The organism is Lachnospira sp. CLA-JM-H23 (assembly GCF_040096425.1).
GTDB classification, from domain to species: Bacteria; Bacillota; Clostridia; order Lachnospirales; family Lachnospiraceae; genus Lachnospira; species Lachnospira rogosae.
Window position 1 is genome coordinate 253012 of record NZ_JBBMET010000005.1, and the last position, 18589, is coordinate 271600.

Sequence of the window (18589 nt, forward strand, 5' to 3'; positions counted from 1 at the left end):
AATAATTTGATAAAATAGTTCGAAGATACGATATTTTACAGACATTTATAGCTTGTTCTGCGTTAATAAGGACTGTGATAGTATGTCTGTTGCTGGGAAATGGGAGTTGTATTTTATAACCCGCTGTTGTGCGTATATAGGAGAATGAAAGTATATGTTTAGAAAAAAGACAGAAGAGAACTTATTGCCAGAAGGTGATGTCAGGCGAATGATTGAGGCAATTGACAATATAGCCTCAGGTGATTTTAATGAGATAGATGCGACGGATTTTAATAATCCGTTGTATGCAGATAAGCTTAATTCAATGCTTAAAGCGGTTAAGCAGGTTAATAATCCAGTTGTTATGCGACTTAATGAAACTATGGAGATTCTTGGCGATAATACTTTGATTAAAGATACACTTAATCAGGTAGAAACACAGACTAAGTCGATACAGCATATGGAGAATGCCAGCCAGCATCTTGAGAGTTCTATAGAGAACATTTCTATGGCTATGGGACATATCCGTGATAATGCCCACGATATAATATCAGTGTCTCATAATGTAACGGTAGATATGAACGATAGTATCAAAGCCGTTAATGCGTCATCTAAGAAGATTCAGTCTATCAATAATAAAGTTCAGGATTTTAAGGGTAAGATTGGTAAGATTGAAGCGATTGTAGACCTTGTTAAGAAGGTATCTAACCAGAGTAATCTTTTGGCTTTAAATGCTTCTGTTGAAGCTGCAAGAGCCGGAGAAGCAGGAAGAGGCTTTGCCGTTGTTGCTGATCAGGTAAGATTATTATCTAATAATACAGCAGAGTCTGCTGGAAGTATAGTCAAGTATGTTAAAGAATTAAGAGATAATATAGATGAGCTTGCAAAAGCAATGGATGAGACTACCATAAGCCTTGGTGAAGGGAATGAAAAGGTAGAGAAGTCACTTGAAGTTATGCAGCAGATGAACAGCCAGATTGATGACATAAGTGAGAAGGTTGACAGTGTCTTTAATGACATAGATACACAGACAGGTGTTACAAAGTCATTTTCTAAGCAGATAGAGAATATTTCACAGAGCTACAGCATACTGTCTGATGACTGCCTTAAATCAGGACAGAGGGTATTTAAGGTGGGCAGATATCTTGATAAGACAAGAAGTGATCTTGTAAGAGGCTGTTCTAAGATTACACAGCAGGATTGGATGAGAGTGTTTGAAGTGGATCATTATATTCTTACATGGAGAGTATATAACAATATCGTAGGATTTGAACATCTTTTAAAGAAGCAGGTAGATGATCCGTCACGTTGTAAACTTGGTAAATGGATTGCACAGTTAAAGGATGATAAGATTGTAAATAGTTCTGAATTCAAGCAACTTGTAAAGGCACATAATGATTTGCATCATTATGCAGAGCTTTCATGGCATGCTAATGAAGATGGAGATAAAGAAAAGGCAATGCAGTATTTTGATGATACATATAATACTTTTTCACAATTTGATGAGGCACTTAATAAGCTTCAGAAGAAAATGCAGCAGCTTGGTTATAATGATATTACCGCTATTGTGACATTTGAGAAGTGATTAACAGGAAGAATTAATAATAAAGATTAATAATAAGGATTTATATAAGAGTTGATAAAGGGTGAAATATAGTCGTAATCTATGGTGGACGTGAAAAGCAGAAGTTAATAAAATATGGACTTAAAATAAATATTCTATACTCTTGTAATTAGGAACGGAATAATATATTATAAAGTGATATGAATTTTTAAAAGAGAGGAATATATCTATGTGTGGAATAGTTGGATATGTAGGTAATGAACAGGCAGCACCAATACTTCTTAACGGTCTTGCAAAGCTTGAATATAGAGGGTACGATTCGGCAGGTATTGCAGTTCGTGACGGCGATAAGCACGTTGAGGTTGTTAAGGCGAAGGGAAGGCTTAAGGCATTAGAGGAAAAGACTAATAATGGTCTTGCCATTAAAGGGACTTGCGGTATTGGACATACAAGATGGGCAACACATGGTGAGCCTTCTGAGAATAATGCACATCCTCATATATCAGATGATTATAATGTTGTTGGCGTACATAATGGAATTATTGAGAATTATCAGGAATTAAAGGATAAGCTTGTTAAGAATGGATACGAGTTCTATTCATCAACAGATACAGAAGTGGCTATTAAGCTTATAGATTATTATTATAAGAAATATGAGCATACACCTGTAGATGCTATTAACCATGCTATGGTTCGTATCCGTGGTTCTTACGCATTTGCGATTATGTTCAAGGAATATCCTAATGAAATATATGTAGCAAGAAAAGACAGCCCAATGATACTTGGTGTCAGTGATGGCAACTGCTATGTTGGCTCTGATGTACCGGCTATACTTAATTATACAAGAAATGTATATTATATTGGCAATATGGAGATTGGACGTCTTGCAGATGGTAATATAACATTTTATAACCTTGATGGTGATGAGATAGAAAAAGAGCTTGTAGAGATTAAATGGGATGCTGAGGCAGCAGAAAAGGGTGGATATGAGCATTTTATGATGAAAGAAATCCACGAACAGCCAAAGGCAATTGCTGATACACTTAATTCTGTATTAAAGGACGGGAAGCTTGATTTATCAGCAGTAGAGCTTTCAGATGAAGAGATTAAGAAGATTTCACAGATATATATCGTAGCCTGTGGTTCGGCATATCACGTTGGCGTAGTTGCACAGTATGTTATGGAAGATCTGGCTAAGATACCGGTAAGAGTAGAACTCGCTTCTGAGTTCAGATACAGAAAGCCTTTGTTAGATCCTGATGGACTTGTGATTGTTATAAGCCAGTCAGGTGAAACAGCAGACAGTCTTGCGGCATTAAGGCTTGCTAAGGATAAGGGACTTAGGACACTTGGCATTGTCAATGTAGTTGGAAGTTCAATTGCAAGAGAAGCAGATAATGTATTCTATACACTTGCCGGTCCGGAGATTTCTGTTGCTACAACTAAGGCTTACAGTACACAGCTTATAGCCGCTTACTGCCTTGCAATTCAGTTTGCCAGAGTAAGAGGTGAGATAACAGATGATGTGTACAGCACATATTTAGAAGAACTTAAGACTATACCTGATAAGATTGAGAAGATTCTTGAAGATAAGGAAAGAATTCAGTGGTTTGCCGCAAAGGTTGCCAATTCAAAGGATATATTCTTTATAGGAAGAGGGATTGATTACGCAGTCAGTCTTGAAGGAAGCCTTAAGCTTAAGGAGATATCTTATATTCATTCAGAAGCGTATGCCGCTGGTGAATTAAAGCACGGAACTATAAGTCTTATTGAAGATAATATTCTTGTTATTGGTGTGCTTACACAGAGTGAGCTTTATGAGAAGACGATAAGCAATATGGTTGAGTGCAAGAGCCGTGGTGCATATCTTATGGGACTTACTACATATGGAAAATATGAAGTTGAGGATACAGTTGAATTTACTGTATACATTCCAAAGATAGATGAACATTTTGCAGCATCACTTGCTGTTGTGCCACTTCAGTTACTTGGATATTATGTAAGTGTAGCTAAGGGACTTGATGTAGATAAGCCAAGAAATCTTGCTAAATCAGTTACAGTGGAATAAAATGAACTATATCCGTTCCACATAATAGAGTGGGACGGATTTTTACATTATTGACAATTATGTCGAATATAGTATAATTATTCAGATTGCATAAATAATAATATACTATCAGGGGGCTTATGACGAATATTAACAGAACTAAGGAAAGTATACAGAATATACTTATATTTTTTACAGATGCAATAGCGATAGTGTTATCGTATTATGTTGCAGGAATAATCTGGCTGGGGTTATATTGGGGAATGAATAACAGACAGATTTTTAGTGAACTTAATAATAACTGCGTATCAATACTGGTTGCGACAGTTATTACAGCAGTATTTTATAATGTCAAGAATGATTTTATAAGCAGAGGTTATTTTGAAGAATTCAGGTCTGTAGTATGCAAGAGTGCACTGTTTGCTGCTATACTCGCTGTCTATGAATTATTAAGAAGAGATGCAGAAGGCATCCAGAGAGGCATATATATTGTTACAGTTATCGTTGCAATAGTTATTATGTATGTATCAAGACTGCTTGTTAAGGCATATCTTAAATCACATAACGAAAGCAAGAGGTCAAGCCGTGTCATAATGGTTACAGTTAAGGACAGGGCTAAGAATACACTTTCAAAGATTGATGAGAAGGACGACTGGTTAAGAAAGATAGACGGAATTGTAATTATGGATGAGAATATGACAGGTCAGGATATCAATGGAGTTCCTGTTGTCGCAGATATCCATACGATGATGAAGTTTATTAAGAATGAAATCGTTGATGAAGTCTACATAGATGTTACAGATCGCATAAGAGAACGTATCAAGCCTATGGTTATGGAACTTGAGGATATGGGTGTTACTGTACATCTTAAGATTGAAGTATTAGATGTATACAGGGATTTCGATGCGAAGCTTGGTTATCTTGGAAGTATTCCAGTTATTACATTTGCTAACAGGATATATAGCTGGAAGTCTTTATTCGTAAAGAGATGTATTGACATAGTTGGAGCTATCGTGGGTCTTGTATTTATGACAATTGCGATGATATTTGTTGCACCAGCTATTAAGATTGAGTCAAAAGGTCCATTATTCTTTAAGCAGAAGCGTGTAGGAAAGAATGGACGTTATTTCTATATTTATAAGTTCCGTTCAATGTATATTGATGCCGAGGAACGTAAGAAAGAACTTATGGCACAGAATGAGATGAATGGTCTTATGTTCAAGATGAAGGATGACCCTAGAATTACCAAAGTTGGTAAGTTCATAAGAAAGACAAGTATAGACGAGCTTCCTCAGTTTATTAATGTGTTAAAGGGAGATATGAGCCTTGTCGGAACAAGACCACCTACGGTGGGTGAGTTCAAGCAGTATAAAGGACACCACAAGAGAAGACTGTCTATGAAGCCGGGTATTACAGGAATGTGGCAGGCATATGGACGAAATAGTGTTATGGACTTTGATGAAGTTGTAAAGATGGATTTGGAGTATATCGATAACTGGAGTGTAATGCTTGATATTAAAATTTTATTTAAGACAGTTGTTACAGTGTTTACTAATCACGGAACATAATTGATATAGTAAGTGTCAGAATATTTAAGTATATAGAATTTTATGAAATACGAATACATAATGTGAGATAAGGGAGATTAAGCGATGATTATTACTAAGACACCTTTTAGAATGTCTTTTTTTGGTGGTGGAACAGATATGGAGTCATTTTTTATGGAAAATGGTGGGGCAGTTTTATCGACAACATTTGATAAATATTGTTATGTTAATGTAAGACACCTGCCAAGATTCTTTGACTATAGTACAGAGTTATCATATGCCAAAATAGAAAGAGTAACAGATGTTAATGATATTCAGCATCCAGCAATAAGAGAGGCAATGAAAATGCTGGATATGCATGAAATCAGATTAACATATGAAGCAGATCTTCCAGCTAGATCCGGTTTAGGTACATCTAGTTCATTTGCCGTTGGAATGATTAATGCTTTTTATGCTTTGAAGGGAAAGTATGCAGATAAGAAAAAGCTTGCTGATGCTGCAATATATTTAGAAAGAGAATTGTGCAAAGAAGCAGGTGGATGGCAGGATCAGATTGCTGCATCATATGGTGGATTTAATAGAATTAATTTTAATTCAGATGGATATGAAGTGCTGCCATTAATTATTAATCCGGAAAGAAAGAGACAGCTTAATAATAATTTAATGATGTTTTTCACGGGATTTACAAGATTTTCATCAGATGTTCAAAAAGCAAACGCATCCAACAAAGCAGATAAAGTAAATCAGCTCAAAGAAATGCTTGCTTTAGTAGATGAAGCAGAAAAGGTTTTAGTGGATAAGCAGAGTGACTTAGATGAATTTGGAAGACTTCTTGATCATACATGGAGAATTAAAAGAAAAACAGGTAATACAGTATCTACTAATAGTATTGATGAATTATATGATAAAGGATTAAAGGCTGGAGCTTTAGGTGGGAAATTACTTGGAGCAGGAGGCGGTGGTTTCTTAGTGTTTTATGTAGAGCCAGATAAACAGGAAAAAGTGAAAAAAGCAATGGAAGATCTGTTGTATATACCATTTGAATTTGAAGATGGTGGAACAAGAGTAATTCATTATAGTCCAGAAACATATGAACCTATAATATAATTTGAATTACAAGGAGACTAAATTGAAAGAGAATATTGCGAAACATATAGATGTATTATTTGAAAGATATCCAGAATTGGATTTTAATAGGGAATACATAAAAAAAGCATATGAATTATTAGAACAGACTTTTTTGAATGGTGGAAAGCTTTTAGTTGCAGGTAATGGTGGTTCAGCTTCGGATGCTGAGCATATTGTCGGTGAGTTAATGAAAGGCTTTGAAAAACAAAGAAGACTTCCTGTGGAATATAAGGATAGATTAATTAATGAAAATGAGAAACTTGGAAATGTTTTAGCTGATAATTTACAGATGGCACTACCTGCAATTGCGTTAGATGGTCATATAGCATTATCTACTGCATATATGAATGACTGCAGACCAGAGTTATGTTTTGCACAGCAGGTTAATGGGTATGGAAATAGTGGAGATATTTTCTTAGGGATTTCAACATCTGGTAATAGTAAAAATATTTTATATGCTGCAATAACTGCTAAAGCGAAAGGGTTAAAAGTTATAGGACTCACAGGTGCAAATGATAGTGAATTATCTAAAATAGCAGATGTAACAATCCGTTCATCACAGACAAGAACATATATGATACAGGAGCATCACTTACCTATTTATCATTGTCTATGTTTAATGCTGGAAGAAAGATTTTTTGGAGAGGAATAGCTGATGGAAAAGCAGGCACTTTTAAATACATATGTAAATAATGTAGATATGTCAGAGACAATTTGTGCGATAGAAGAGATGATTGCGTCTAAGAATAAATCGTACATAGTTGCTATTAACGTAGATGTGGTTATGAAGATTGAGAATGACAGCTATTTGAAAAAAATTGTTGATGATGCAGATATGGTTCTGGTTGATGGAAAACCATTAGTTTGGATTTCTAAGCTTCATAAAAGACCGGTAAAGGCTAAAATATCAGGTTCTGATTTGGTTCCAGAGTTATGTAAAGTTGCACAAAAGAAAAAATATACAATATTTATTATTGGTGGTAAAGATGGGATAGCTGAAAAGGCTAAGGCTAATTTAGAAAAAAAGCTTCCTGACATAGAGATTGTTGGTGTATATGCTCCTCCATTTGGCTTTGAAAAAAATCAAGATGAGTTAGATAGAATAAATGCAATGATTTCTGATGTTCATCCGGATTTATTAATTGCTTGTTTTGGATGTCCTAAGCAGGAAAAATGGATATATGAAAATATAGATAAATATGATGCAAAGGTCACTATATGTGCAGGTGCAACAGTGGATTTTCTTGCTGGAAATGTCAAAAGAGCACCTCGCTGGATGAGTGACCACGGATTGGAATGGTTTTATAGGTTATTACAAGAGCCTAAAAGAATGTTTAAAAGATATTTAATAGATGATGTAAAAATATTACGATTGGTAAGAAAATATAAATAATATAATGAGGGTATAGTTTTGGATAATAAAAAAGATGTTGCGGTTATTATATTAAATTTTAAATCTTGGCAGGAAACAATACAGGAAGCCGATATATGTAACGAATTTCTTGGGATTGATTATGAAAATATCATTATTGTTGATAATGCTTCTCCTAATGATTCATATGTAAATCTTAAAAGTACTTCAAAAGAAAAGAATTTCATATTAATTAAATCAGAAAATAATAATGGATATGCTGCTGGAAATAATATCGGAATGAGGTATGCTTATAAGGCAGGGTATAAATATGCATGGATATTAAATAATGATATTTTAATTAATGACAAAGAGATTGTTACAAAGCTTACGGATGTATTTAAAAAAGACTCTAGTGTAGCGGTTGTTAATCCAGATATATATGCTTCAGATGGGCATATGTATAATAGAGATTCTATAAGACCCGATTTTTTTGATTTGACATTTGGAATGTTAAATTATAAGAAAAAAGGTCGTAAGATAGAAGATAGAGGTGGATATTCATATATATACAGACCGCAGGGGTGTTGTATGATGGTTGATTTAAATAAAATGAATGAAATCGATTATATGGATGAGCATACATTTTTATATGTTGAGGAACCAATTCTGGCAGAAAGATTAATGCAGAAAAATTACAAATGTGCCTGCTGTATAGCAACAAGTATAATACACAATCATTCAACAACAGTAAAATCTGTATTTGCTAAAAATAAGATTCGTAAAATGAATAATGAGAGTTTTAAATATTATTTAAAGCAGTATAGAAAATTTAATATAGTTAAAACAAATATATGTTTATTCTTTAATTATTTAAAATTACTTATGTTAGATTAATCTAAGTTATAATGGAGAAGAAATGAAAAAACGTAAAATCTTGTATATTTCAATGAGTATACCATATGATAATGTTCCTCATGCAGGAGGAAAAACTTTCAATTATTATATTAATGGATTTGCCAATGATATAGATAATGAAGTTACTATGATTGCAAAAGTTTTACCAGAAGAGGAACATCAGATCGAAAATATTAATCCCAATATTAACACTATAATAGTAAGAACACCGAAGAATAAGGTAAAGAAATATATTTCATATATTAAAAGTTTGAATTCAAAAATAAATCCGTTATACCGATATGGAAATGTATTAACTAAAGAGATATTTAACCAGATAGGGAATGAGTTAGATAAATTAAAAAATACAGGATATGTACCTGATATTGTAATACTTGAATGGACGTGGATGTTATTATTTATAGATCAGGTAAAAAAAAGATTTCCTAATGCAAAATATATTGCTTCGGAACATGATGTTTCTTTTTTAGGTGCACAGAGACAATATGAAAACGCTAAAGGTTTTAAGAAGATATATAAAAAATTATATTATAATAATTTGTATAAGAGAGAAATATTAAGTATTAATAAATGTGATTATGTTGTAACACATAATGCAAAAGATAAAAAATTATTACTTAAAAATGGAGTTGAACAATCTAAACTAGGTGTAATTGTTCCATATATTAATTTACCAGAACAAGTTGCAAGAAAAAATATAAATAAAAATATATTATTCTATGGTGCAATGAATAGAATGGAAAATGAAATAAGTGCAGAATGGTTTATTAAAAATGTTATGCCTGAAATTAAGGATACTGGTGCAAAATATGTAATTGTTGGAAATAAACCTAGTGATGAGTTAAAAAAATATGAGTCTGATAATGTTATAATTACAGGTTTTGTTCAAGATATTCAGCCATATTTTTCAAGTGCAATGTGTCTAGCAGCACCTATTCAAGCTGGAGCTGGTGTTAAAGTGAAAATTCTGGAGGCTATGGCTATGGGAGTTCCAGTTCTTACTAATAATATTGGAATTGAAGGAATAGAAGTTGACGATGGCATACATTATTATCATTGTGAGACACCAGAGGATTATAATGGCAAAATAAGATATATTATACAGAATAGAGATGAAGCAGAAAAAGTTGCTCAAAATGCTTTAAAGTTCATAAATGACAATTATAATTTAAAAAATTCTTTCAAGGAATATAGTGAAAAAATTTATTCTTTATAATATGGTTAGATTCAGAGGTTAAGAATATGATTAAAAAAGTTAATGCATATTATATTTTTGCAGTTATATTTGTATTATATTATATTCCAAGATATATAGAATATACGACGTTTATTAAAATTGATGAGATAAAATTAATAGTGACATTTACAAAATTAATTTCTTATATGTTAGCATTTTCTTATATTGTATATAAGGTAGTACAGAAGAAAAGTATATCATTATTACTTTCTACAATAATGCTTTTTTTCTTGTTCCAGTCTTTTTTAGGTGAAAGAAAAAGTGTATTTGTTGTATTATTGTTTTCAACAATATTTGAAGAAGAGTATATGGATAAATATATTCGTTCTTTATTTAATATTTCTGTCGTTTTATATGTAATAACTTTCATATCTTCAAAGGCAGGAATAATAGAGAATGTAATTACATCGCGTGATAAATTAGGTGGGGCATGGATAGCTGGTGGTAATGGATTTGAATATCCAGGGCAAATGATAATGATGTTGATGCCTATTGTATTTATGTATTATTATTTAAAAAGTGGTAAAATAACATGGAAGGATAATGTATTCTGGCTGGTAGTAGATGCATTCATATTTAGCCAGTGCCTTACAATAACAGGAACAGTAATGATAGCATTATTTATTGCCTGTTATAATGTTTTACAATATAGAAAAAAAACAAAAGATAGTAAAATATTGGCTTCTGGTATAATAAAATTTCTGCCATTTATATTTTTATTCATTACAATAATATTACTTGTTATATATAAGGTGTTTCCATTAGTGGGAAATATATTAGACAAAGCCTTAAATGGAAGATTGAATATAGGTAATATAATAATTAAAAGTTATGGAATAAAGATATTAGGTACTAATTTTACTAATGGAATTAATAATGGATATTATGAGATATTAGATTCTGAATATATGCATATGCTTGTTGCGGAAGGAATTTTATTTTTAATTGTTGCATTAATATTATGCTGTTTTGTTCTTAAATATACTCAATTAATAAATAATCAATATTTAACATTAATTTGGATATTTATTCTTTTGAATTCAATTGTTAATAATGGGATATTTAATTTGGTATTTAATCCATTTAGTATATTAATAACTATATATATAAGAAAAAATCTTAATAATGCTTATTTAAAAGAAAAGTTTGACAAATTTAAAAGAACGATAAAAGAAGAATGATAAAATAGAAATTATAGATTATAATTCATTAAGGAGACAATGGAAATGTCAATAGTTACAACTACAGAAATGTTTAAAAAAGCATATAAAGAAGGATATGCAATTGGTGCTTTTAATGTTAATAATATGGAAATTATACAGGGAATTATGGAAGCAGCCGGTGAGTTGAGATCTCCGGTTATATTACAAGTATCTAATGGAGCTAGAAAGTATGCGGGACATAATTATATTGTTAAACTGGTTGAAGCAGCAACTATGCAATATAAGGATATTCCAGTTGCTTTACATCTTGATCATGGAGCAGATTTTGAAATGTGTAAATCGTGTATAGATGGTGGTTTTACATCTGTTATGATTGATGGTTCTCAGTATTCGTTTAAGGAAAATATTGAACTTACCAAAAAAGTTGTAGATTATGCACATGAGCGTGGTGTAGTTGTAGAAGGAGAGCTTGGACAGTTGGCAGGTGTAGAAGATGATGTTAATGTAGAGCATCATTCCTATACAAAACCAGAAGAAGTAGAAGAATTTGTATCTAAAACAGGTGTTGATTCATTAGCAATAGCAATAGGAACAAGTCATGGAGCGTTTAAATTTAAACCAGGTACAAAGCCACAGCTTAGATTTGATATTCTGGAAGAGGTTTCTAAAAGACTTCCAGAATTTCCGATTGTTTTACATGGAGCTTCAAGTGTATCTGCTAAATATGTTGATATAATTAATTCAAATGGTGGAAAATTAAAAGATGCAGTAGGCATTCCAGAAGATATGTTAAGAAAGGCTGCCAAGAGTTCAGTATGTAAAATTAATATAGATTCTGATATAAGATTAGCAATGACAGCAGGAGTAAGAGAAGCTTTAGTGGAGAATGAGGATATGTTTGATCCTAGAGTATATCTTAAACAAGGCCGTGCGTATGTTAAAGAATTGGTTGAACACAAAATGATAAATGTATTGGGTAGTAATGGAAAGGCATAAGTAATATGAAAACAGTAATAATGGCAGGTGGAAAAGGAACGAGAATATCAGAAATGTTTCCAGATATCCCTAAACCACTTATTCCTATTGATGGTGTACCTGTATTAGAAAGAGAAATAATATCCCTGCATAATCAAGGTTTTGATGATATAATCATAACAATTTCACATATGGGAGATAAGATAAAAGAATATTTTGAAGATGGAAGAAAATGGAATGTAAATATACAGTATTTTGAAGAAAAAATTCCATTAGGAAATGCAGGAGCATTATTTAAAATAAGAAACTTACTGGGAAAAGAGCCTTTTTTATTATTAAATGCAGATGCAATGTTTGAGGTGGATTTTAATAGAATGTTAAAGTTTCACAAAGAGCATAAAGCATTAGTTACATTATTTACCCATCCTAATAGTCATCCGTACGATAGTGGATTAATTGTAGCAAATGAAAAGTCAATAGTTGAAGAGTGGCTTACCAAAGAGGATGCTAGACCACAATGGTACAAAAACAGGGTTAATGCAGGGTTACATATAATAGATCCGTCTGTTCTGGATATGCTTTCAATAAATGAAGATGATATTGGCAGGGAAATTAATGGAAAAGTTGTTAAGGTGGATTTAGATCGTCAGATTTTAAAACCATTGTGTGGTAAAGGTTTTATGTTATGCTACGATAGTCCCGAGTATGTAAAAGATATGGGAACACCTGAGAGGTATTATGCTGTAGAAAACGATTATAAAAAAGGAATAGTCAGTGCAAAGAATTTAGCAAATAAACAGAAAGCTGTTTTTTTAGATCGTGATGGCACAATTAATGTATATAAGGGATTTTTAAGAGATATTGATGAATTTGAACTGCTTGATGGTGTTGCAGATGCAATTAAAAAGATAAATAATAGTGGATATCTGTGTATTGTAGTTACTAACCAGCCAGTTATAGCAAGAGGTGAAGTTACATATGAACAGTTAGATATGATCCATAAAAAAATGGAAACTCTGCTTGGATTAGATGGAGCTTATATTGATGGATTATATTATTGCCCACACCATCCTCATAAGGGTTATGAAGGAGAAATACCAGAATTAAAGATTGATTGTAAGTGTAGAAAACCAAAGCCAGGAATGTTATATATGGCAGAAAAAGATTTTAATATCAGTCTTTCAGATAGCTTTATGGTTGGAGATGGTGAAAATGATATTATTGCCGGAAATGCAGCTGGTTGCAGGAGCGTATTAATTGCAAATAAACAAGAAAATACTATTGATAAAGGTATAGCAGCAGATGTCGTAAATGATGTCGTTGAGTTTGTCGATAAATATATAAGTAATATATAATACTAAAAATATTTGCTGATAAGACTGTATAAATAAGTATTATGATATGGATGCAACAATTGCTTCTGTACTTGATAAATGTAGTGAGATATTTATATAATGTTACATTAATATGCTTTATATAAAAATAGAGGTGCAAAGTGAATAAAAGAACATTAAAATCTATTATAATAATGGGAATATCATCAGTAGTAGGTTATCTGGTTACATTATTTTTAACATCATATGTTACTGAGAATATAGGTATTGAGGCATATGGCTTTGTTTCTATTTCAAAAACATTTGTTAGTTATGGAGAAATAGTTACAATTGCATTGACTTCATTTGTAGTAAGATATATTACGATTAATTATCATAAGCACGATATTGAGGCGGCTGAATCCTATTATGTATCTTCTATCAATGCAAGTATAGTGTTATGTATATTATTATCTGTGGTTTTTTCCATTTTGACAATTAAAATTGATTGTATAATAAAGATACCGCTGGAATTGCTGCATTCAGTGCGATTATTGTTTGCAACTATGTTTGTGGCGTTTGTGGCAACAACAATGTCAACGCCTTTTAGTACGGGATTTTATATTAAAGACCGATTAGATATTTCTGGAATAATAAAAATAATATCATATACAGCTAATATGTGTGTATTAATTGTATTATTTTCTATATTTAATCCTTCGTTATGGTTTGTGGGTGTTGGATCCATAGTAGCAGCGTTAATTATCTTATTAGGTTCATATTTTTCAAATAAAAAACTTGTTCCTGATTTTAGATATAATATGAGGTTACATTCAAACCAAAAAGTAAAAATGCTTCTTACCAATGGTTTATGGAATTCAATTAACCAGTTAGGTAATACGTTAAATAGTGGTCTGGATTTACTTTTTTCCAATGCAATGCTTACAGATATTCAGACAGGACAGATTGCTGTGTCTAAGAGTATTGGAACAATATTTAGTTCATTGGCAGGAATTATATTTCAGCCATTACAGCCAGAATTATTAAGAACTTATTCAGAAGGCATTAATGGAAAGTTTTTAAATCAATTAAAAAAATCCATGAAATTATGTGGCTTTTTCGGAAGTTTAGCATTTAGTGGATTTTTTGCATTAGGATTTTTGTTCTATAAATTGTGGCTGCCAAGTCAGGATTATAAGCTGCTTCATATTTTGACAATAATTACTGTTTTTACATACATAATGGATATATTCCTACAACCAATATATTATGTTAATACACTTACTGTTAAGAATAAGATTCCCTGTTTTATAACAATTATTGGAGGTTTGTTAAATGTTGTCGGAATGTTTATTTTAATAAAATATACCAATTTGGGTGTATACGCAGTACCTATAACAACGGCAGTTATAATGTTTTTAATAAATTTTTGTTTTAATCCTGTTTATGCCTGTTGGTGTTTAGGAATAAAGAGATCATATTTTTATCCTTTGATTTTTAAACATTTGTTTGCAACTGTATTAATGTGTTTTATTTTTAAAGTAATCTCAATATTATTTAATCCTGATAATTGGATAGGATTAGTGATTTGTGCTATAGTAATGGTTATTTTAGGAACGATTGTTTATTTTGTTATAACATTTAATAATGAAGAAAAAAATGTAATTATAAAAAAATTCGTAAAAAAATAGCATTTTTAAAATAAAAGTATTATATTTATATAGGTCTTAATTCTTTAATTAAGATTAATAATTATGTGTATAAGGAGATGATATTTTTGAAAAAAATATTAATGTTTACAGGAGCGGTACTTGGAATAACTTTATTGTGTAATACAAAGGTGTTGGCATATGATGGTAATCATAATGCTGTATCAGTAAAAAATGAACAGACATATGAGGATACAACAGCTGTTCAAAGTAATTATACAGGAATAGTTAAATCCGGTGATAAGCTGGTATATGTAGAAAATGGTAAGATAAAAGATGATTATACAGGTGTAAGAGAATATAATAATCAATGGCTGTATGTAAAAAATGGTGTTGTTGATTATACATATACAGGAATAGCCGAGAATGAATTCGGCTGGTGGCGTATAGAAAATGGCGTAGTTAATTTTGATTACTATGGAGTAGCCGAAAATGAATGTGGCTGGTGGAAAGTAGAAGGTGGAAAAGTTAATTTTGATTACTATGGAGTAGCCGAAAATGAATGTGGCTGGTGGAAAGTAGAAGGTGGAAAAGTTAACTTTGATTATTATGGAGTAGCCGAGAATGAATATGGTTGGTGGCGCATAGAAGGTGGAAAAGTTAACTTTGATTATTATGGAATAGCCGAGAATGAATATGGCTGGTGGAAGATAGAAGGCGGCAAGGTTAATTTTGATTATTATGGAGTAGCTGAAAATGAATGTGGCTGGTGGAAAGTAGAAGGCGGCAAGGTCAATTTCGATTATTATGGGGTAGCTGATAATGAATATGGTTGGTGGCGCATAGAAGGTGGAAAAGTTAACTTTGATTATTATGGAATAGCCGAGAATGAATATGGCTGGTGGAAGATAGAAGGCGGTAAAGTTAATTTTGATTATACTGGTTTAGCTGATAGTGATAACGGAAGAATGTATGTATCAAATGGTGGCGTGGATTTTGCTTATACAAATGTTATTCAGGATGGAGATGTCTGGGTATATGTAGAGAACGGCAAAGTAAGATATGATTATACAGGTATTAGAGAGAATGCTAATGGCTGGTGGAAAATAGAGTCAGGTATTGTTAATTTTAAGTTTACAGGTATTGCTTCCAATGAGAATGGTGAATTTTACATAAAGGATGGAAAAGTCGATTTTGATTATTCTGGAACAATTAATCAGTCAGATTGCATATATACAGTAAAATCAGGCTGGGTTGTATCTAAAGAAGGTATATCTGGTATAATTAAAGGGGTAGATGTATCACACCATAATAATGACAATGGAGAAGGCGTACTTAACTGGGCGGAAGTAGCAAATGCAGGTTACAAATTCGCAATGGTAAAAGTTGCTGGAAGATCTATAGGTGATGATGGAAGTCTTTATACAGATAAGTATTATGAAGAGAATATAAAAGGTGCACTTTCCAATGGTTTACAGGTAGGTGTATATTTCTTCTCTCAGGCAATGTCTGTAGATGAAGCTATTGAAGAAGCTAATTATATTTGTGATTTAATTGCTGGTTATAATATCTCATATCCAGTTGTATTTGATTGGGAAACAACAAGTGGTTACAGAACTCAGGATTTGCGCAGTAATAGTGAATTACGTACAGCAATGAGTGTAGCATTTTGTGATACAGTAAAAAATAGGGGATATGATCCTATGATATATATCAACAAATTTGATTATCTTAATTATGTTGATACAGAAAAATTATCTTCAAGTTATGATATATGGCTTGCCTGGTATTGGAATGATTATGATGAAACAGGTAAAGTATGGCAGGAAGGTGACAAGGTTCCTAATATTGGATATAATTACAGAATGTGGCAGTATTCAAGTACAGCAGGAGTTCCTGGAATAGCAGGCGGCTGTGACGTTAATATTGCATATGGAACAAGATAAAATAAATTAATTGATTTAATCCAGCATAGCATTTAATATGTATATGCTGGATTTTGATATAAAATCCCATTTTATAGGGTTACTACCTGGAAAGGAAATACAACATGGATAATAAAAGATTGGATATAGAACTTATAAGGATTATAGCTGTATTTTTTGTGATTTTTAATCATACAGGTACTATGGGATATTTTTTGTTTGCATCTTATGAGCCACGAAGTATTCAATATTGGATATATCTGTTTATTTCGGTATTTTGTAAAATATCAGTTCCACTTTTTTTTATGATAACAGGGGCACTTATGTTAAACCGTAAAGAGGAATCGCTTAGATATTTATGGAAACACAGGGTGTTACACATATGTTGTATTTTGATAATATGGTCATTTTTTTATTATATGGTTTTAGTAAAAGAAGGGGTTGAAGCTTTTAATATTGTGCGATTTTTCAGACAGCTTTATGTTTATAACTGGAATTTTTCATTCTGGTATTTATATGTATATATTGCATTATTAATATGTCTGCCTTTATTACAGAAGATTGCACAGAGTCTTAGCAATAAAGATTATATATATATGACTATTTTATATATCACTTTTAAAATGATTATTCCAAGCTTACAGTATATTTTATGGCGGGGAAGATACACATTAAATAATAATATTGATTTAGGATGGATAACATCTAATATAGTAATATTTCCATTAATGGGTTATTTTCTTAGTTATAGAGTGAAGGAATTTTGGAACAAAAAAAGAATTTTAATTCTCTGGGGTATTAATATATGTACTATTTTTATGTCATGTTATTTGACATATTATAGGGCATCAGTTATGGGGGTATGTAATGAAGAGAGTTCTCAGGCATTTCACGATACGTTTGTATTGATTAACTGTATAACGGTATTTGTTACATGTCAGTATTTAAATGATAAATCGCAGCTCCTTTCTAAAATTAGTAAACAGATTATTTCATTGGGGGGATGTACCTTTGGGATTTATCTTACACACATATATATTAAGGATCATACAGCTATAACAAGATATATTAGTAAGTTGTTTCAAGATATAATACCAATACCACGAATGTTGTATGCATTTATATATTGTATTATTATTTTTATATGTGGATATATAATTACATTGTTATTAAAGAAAATACCATTCATAAAAAGAATAGTATCCTGATTTATAATGTACTTGCAAAAAAATACATATACTATAAAAATGTGTTCAATCGTGTTTATGGATCCATAGCTTTGTATGAGGGTAATTGAGAATAGGTATGCTCATAATTATGCAATAAATAATAATATACATTGGACAATTTTGAATAAATAGATTATAAACTGGTTTATGTTAACTTATTTTTAATAATTAGCATTTTTACTGAATATTTAGTAGAAATGCTGGTTATTGAAAGTCAGAACATAGACCATTTTTTGTTTACTTATAATCTCATATATAATATAATATATATAAGATTAGACTTACTTGTAGACGTGAATAATAGCATAAGAATTTTATATAAAGATATTAGTTTGATAAAATTAGGTAAAAATTAATATTGTTACATAAGACAAGTATATGAAAATCGCAATACAGAAACGGAGGAATTATATGGCTGATAGCAATATTAAAAGAATTATGTAGAAAATGGAAAAGTAAGATATGACTACACAGGTATAAGGTCAAGTGAAAGTGGATTTTGGCGTATAGATAATGGTAAGGTTAATTTCGATTACTATGGAGTAGCCGAGAACGAATTTGGCT

14 protein-coding genes are annotated in these 18589 nt (G+C 31.5%); all 14 read left to right on the top strand.

All coding sequences use genetic code 11. From position 1 onward, the window contains the following. Positions 1 to 154: 154 nt before the first annotated feature. The 14 genes from WMO42_RS08575 to WMO42_RS08640 all read left to right on the top strand — a co-directional run bounded on the left by WMO42_RS08575 (position 155) and on the right by WMO42_RS08640 (position 18004). A complete protein-coding gene (locus tag WMO42_RS08575) occupies positions 155 to 1564 on the top strand; it encodes a methyl-accepting chemotaxis protein (RefSeq protein WP_055306110.1) in 1410 nt (469 codons plus the stop codon). A gap of 208 nt (positions 1565 to 1772) precedes the next feature. Beyond that, positions 1773 to 3611 carry a glutamine--fructose-6-phosphate transaminase (isomerizing) gene (gene glmS / locus WMO42_RS08580; protein WP_055174163.1) on the top strand — a complete coding sequence of 613 codons (1839 nt, stop codon included), beginning with the start codon at positions 1773 to 1775 and terminating at the stop codon, positions 3609 to 3611. Positions 3612 to 3730: 119 nt separating this feature from the next. Continuing rightward, positions 3731 to 5158: a sugar transferase gene (locus WMO42_RS08585; RefSeq protein ID WP_349172883.1), complete on the top strand. Its 1428-nt coding sequence runs from the start codon at positions 3731 to 3733 to the stop codon at positions 5156 to 5158. Positions 5159 to 5242: 84 nt separating this feature from the next. After that, the gene (locus tag WMO42_RS08590) at positions 5243 to 6244 is read left to right on the top strand and encodes a kinase (protein ID WP_055174164.1); all 1002 of its coding nucleotides are present in this window, start codon (positions 5243 to 5245) and stop codon (positions 6242 to 6244) included. 22 nt (positions 6245 to 6266) lie between these two features. Then, positions 6267 to 6917 carry an SIS domain-containing protein gene (locus WMO42_RS08595; RefSeq protein WP_318255987.1) on the top strand — a complete coding sequence of 217 codons (651 nt, stop codon included), beginning with the start codon at positions 6267 to 6269 and terminating at the stop codon, positions 6915 to 6917. A 3-nt stretch (positions 6918 to 6920) separates the two neighbouring features. After that, on the top strand, positions 6921 to 7658 hold the full coding sequence (locus WMO42_RS08600; protein WP_055174166.1) for a WecB/TagA/CpsF family glycosyltransferase: 738 nt from the start codon (positions 6921 to 6923) through the stop codon (positions 7656 to 7658). Positions 7659 to 7676: 18 nt separating this feature from the next. After that, complete coding sequence (locus tag WMO42_RS08605; RefSeq protein ID WP_349192034.1) at positions 7677 to 8513, top strand: glycosyltransferase; 837 nt, start codon at positions 7677 to 7679, stop codon at positions 8511 to 8513. A gap of 22 nt (positions 8514 to 8535) precedes the next feature. Next, positions 8536 to 9750 carry a glycosyltransferase gene (locus WMO42_RS08610; protein WP_349172886.1) on the top strand — a complete coding sequence of 405 codons (1215 nt, stop codon included), beginning with the start codon at positions 8536 to 8538 and terminating at the stop codon, positions 9748 to 9750. A gap of 26 nt (positions 9751 to 9776) precedes the next feature. Continuing rightward, positions 9777 to 10952 carry a hypothetical protein gene (locus tag WMO42_RS08615; RefSeq protein ID WP_055174169.1) on the top strand — a complete coding sequence of 392 codons (1176 nt, stop codon included), beginning with the start codon at positions 9777 to 9779 and terminating at the stop codon, positions 10950 to 10952. A gap of 45 nt (positions 10953 to 10997) precedes the next feature. Continuing rightward, entirely contained in the window at positions 10998 to 11930 is a 933-nt protein-coding gene (fba, locus tag WMO42_RS08620; protein ID WP_055174334.1) for a class II fructose-1,6-bisphosphate aldolase, read from the top strand. Between the two features lie 5 nt (positions 11931 to 11935). Beyond that, positions 11936 to 13264, top strand: a complete 1329-nt coding sequence (gmhB, locus tag WMO42_RS08625) for a D-glycero-beta-D-manno-heptose 1,7-bisphosphate 7-phosphatase (protein ID WP_055174170.1) — start codon at positions 11936 to 11938, stop codon at positions 13262 to 13264. Positions 13265 to 13404: 140 nt separating this feature from the next. Next, positions 13405 to 14913 carry a lipopolysaccharide biosynthesis protein gene (locus tag WMO42_RS08630; protein ID WP_349192038.1) on the top strand — a complete coding sequence of 503 codons (1509 nt, stop codon included), beginning with the start codon at positions 13405 to 13407 and terminating at the stop codon, positions 14911 to 14913. Positions 14914 to 14999: 86 nt separating this feature from the next. Then, positions 15000 to 16817 carry a GH25 family lysozyme gene (locus WMO42_RS08635; protein WP_349192040.1) on the top strand — a complete coding sequence of 606 codons (1818 nt, stop codon included), beginning with the start codon at positions 15000 to 15002 and terminating at the stop codon, positions 16815 to 16817. Between the two features lie 104 nt (positions 16818 to 16921). Then, positions 16922 to 18004, top strand: coding sequence for an acyltransferase (locus WMO42_RS08640; RefSeq protein ID WP_055174173.1), 1083 nt, complete (start codon positions 16922 to 16924; stop codon positions 18002 to 18004). The last annotated feature ends 585 nt before the right edge of the window (positions 18005 to 18589 follow it).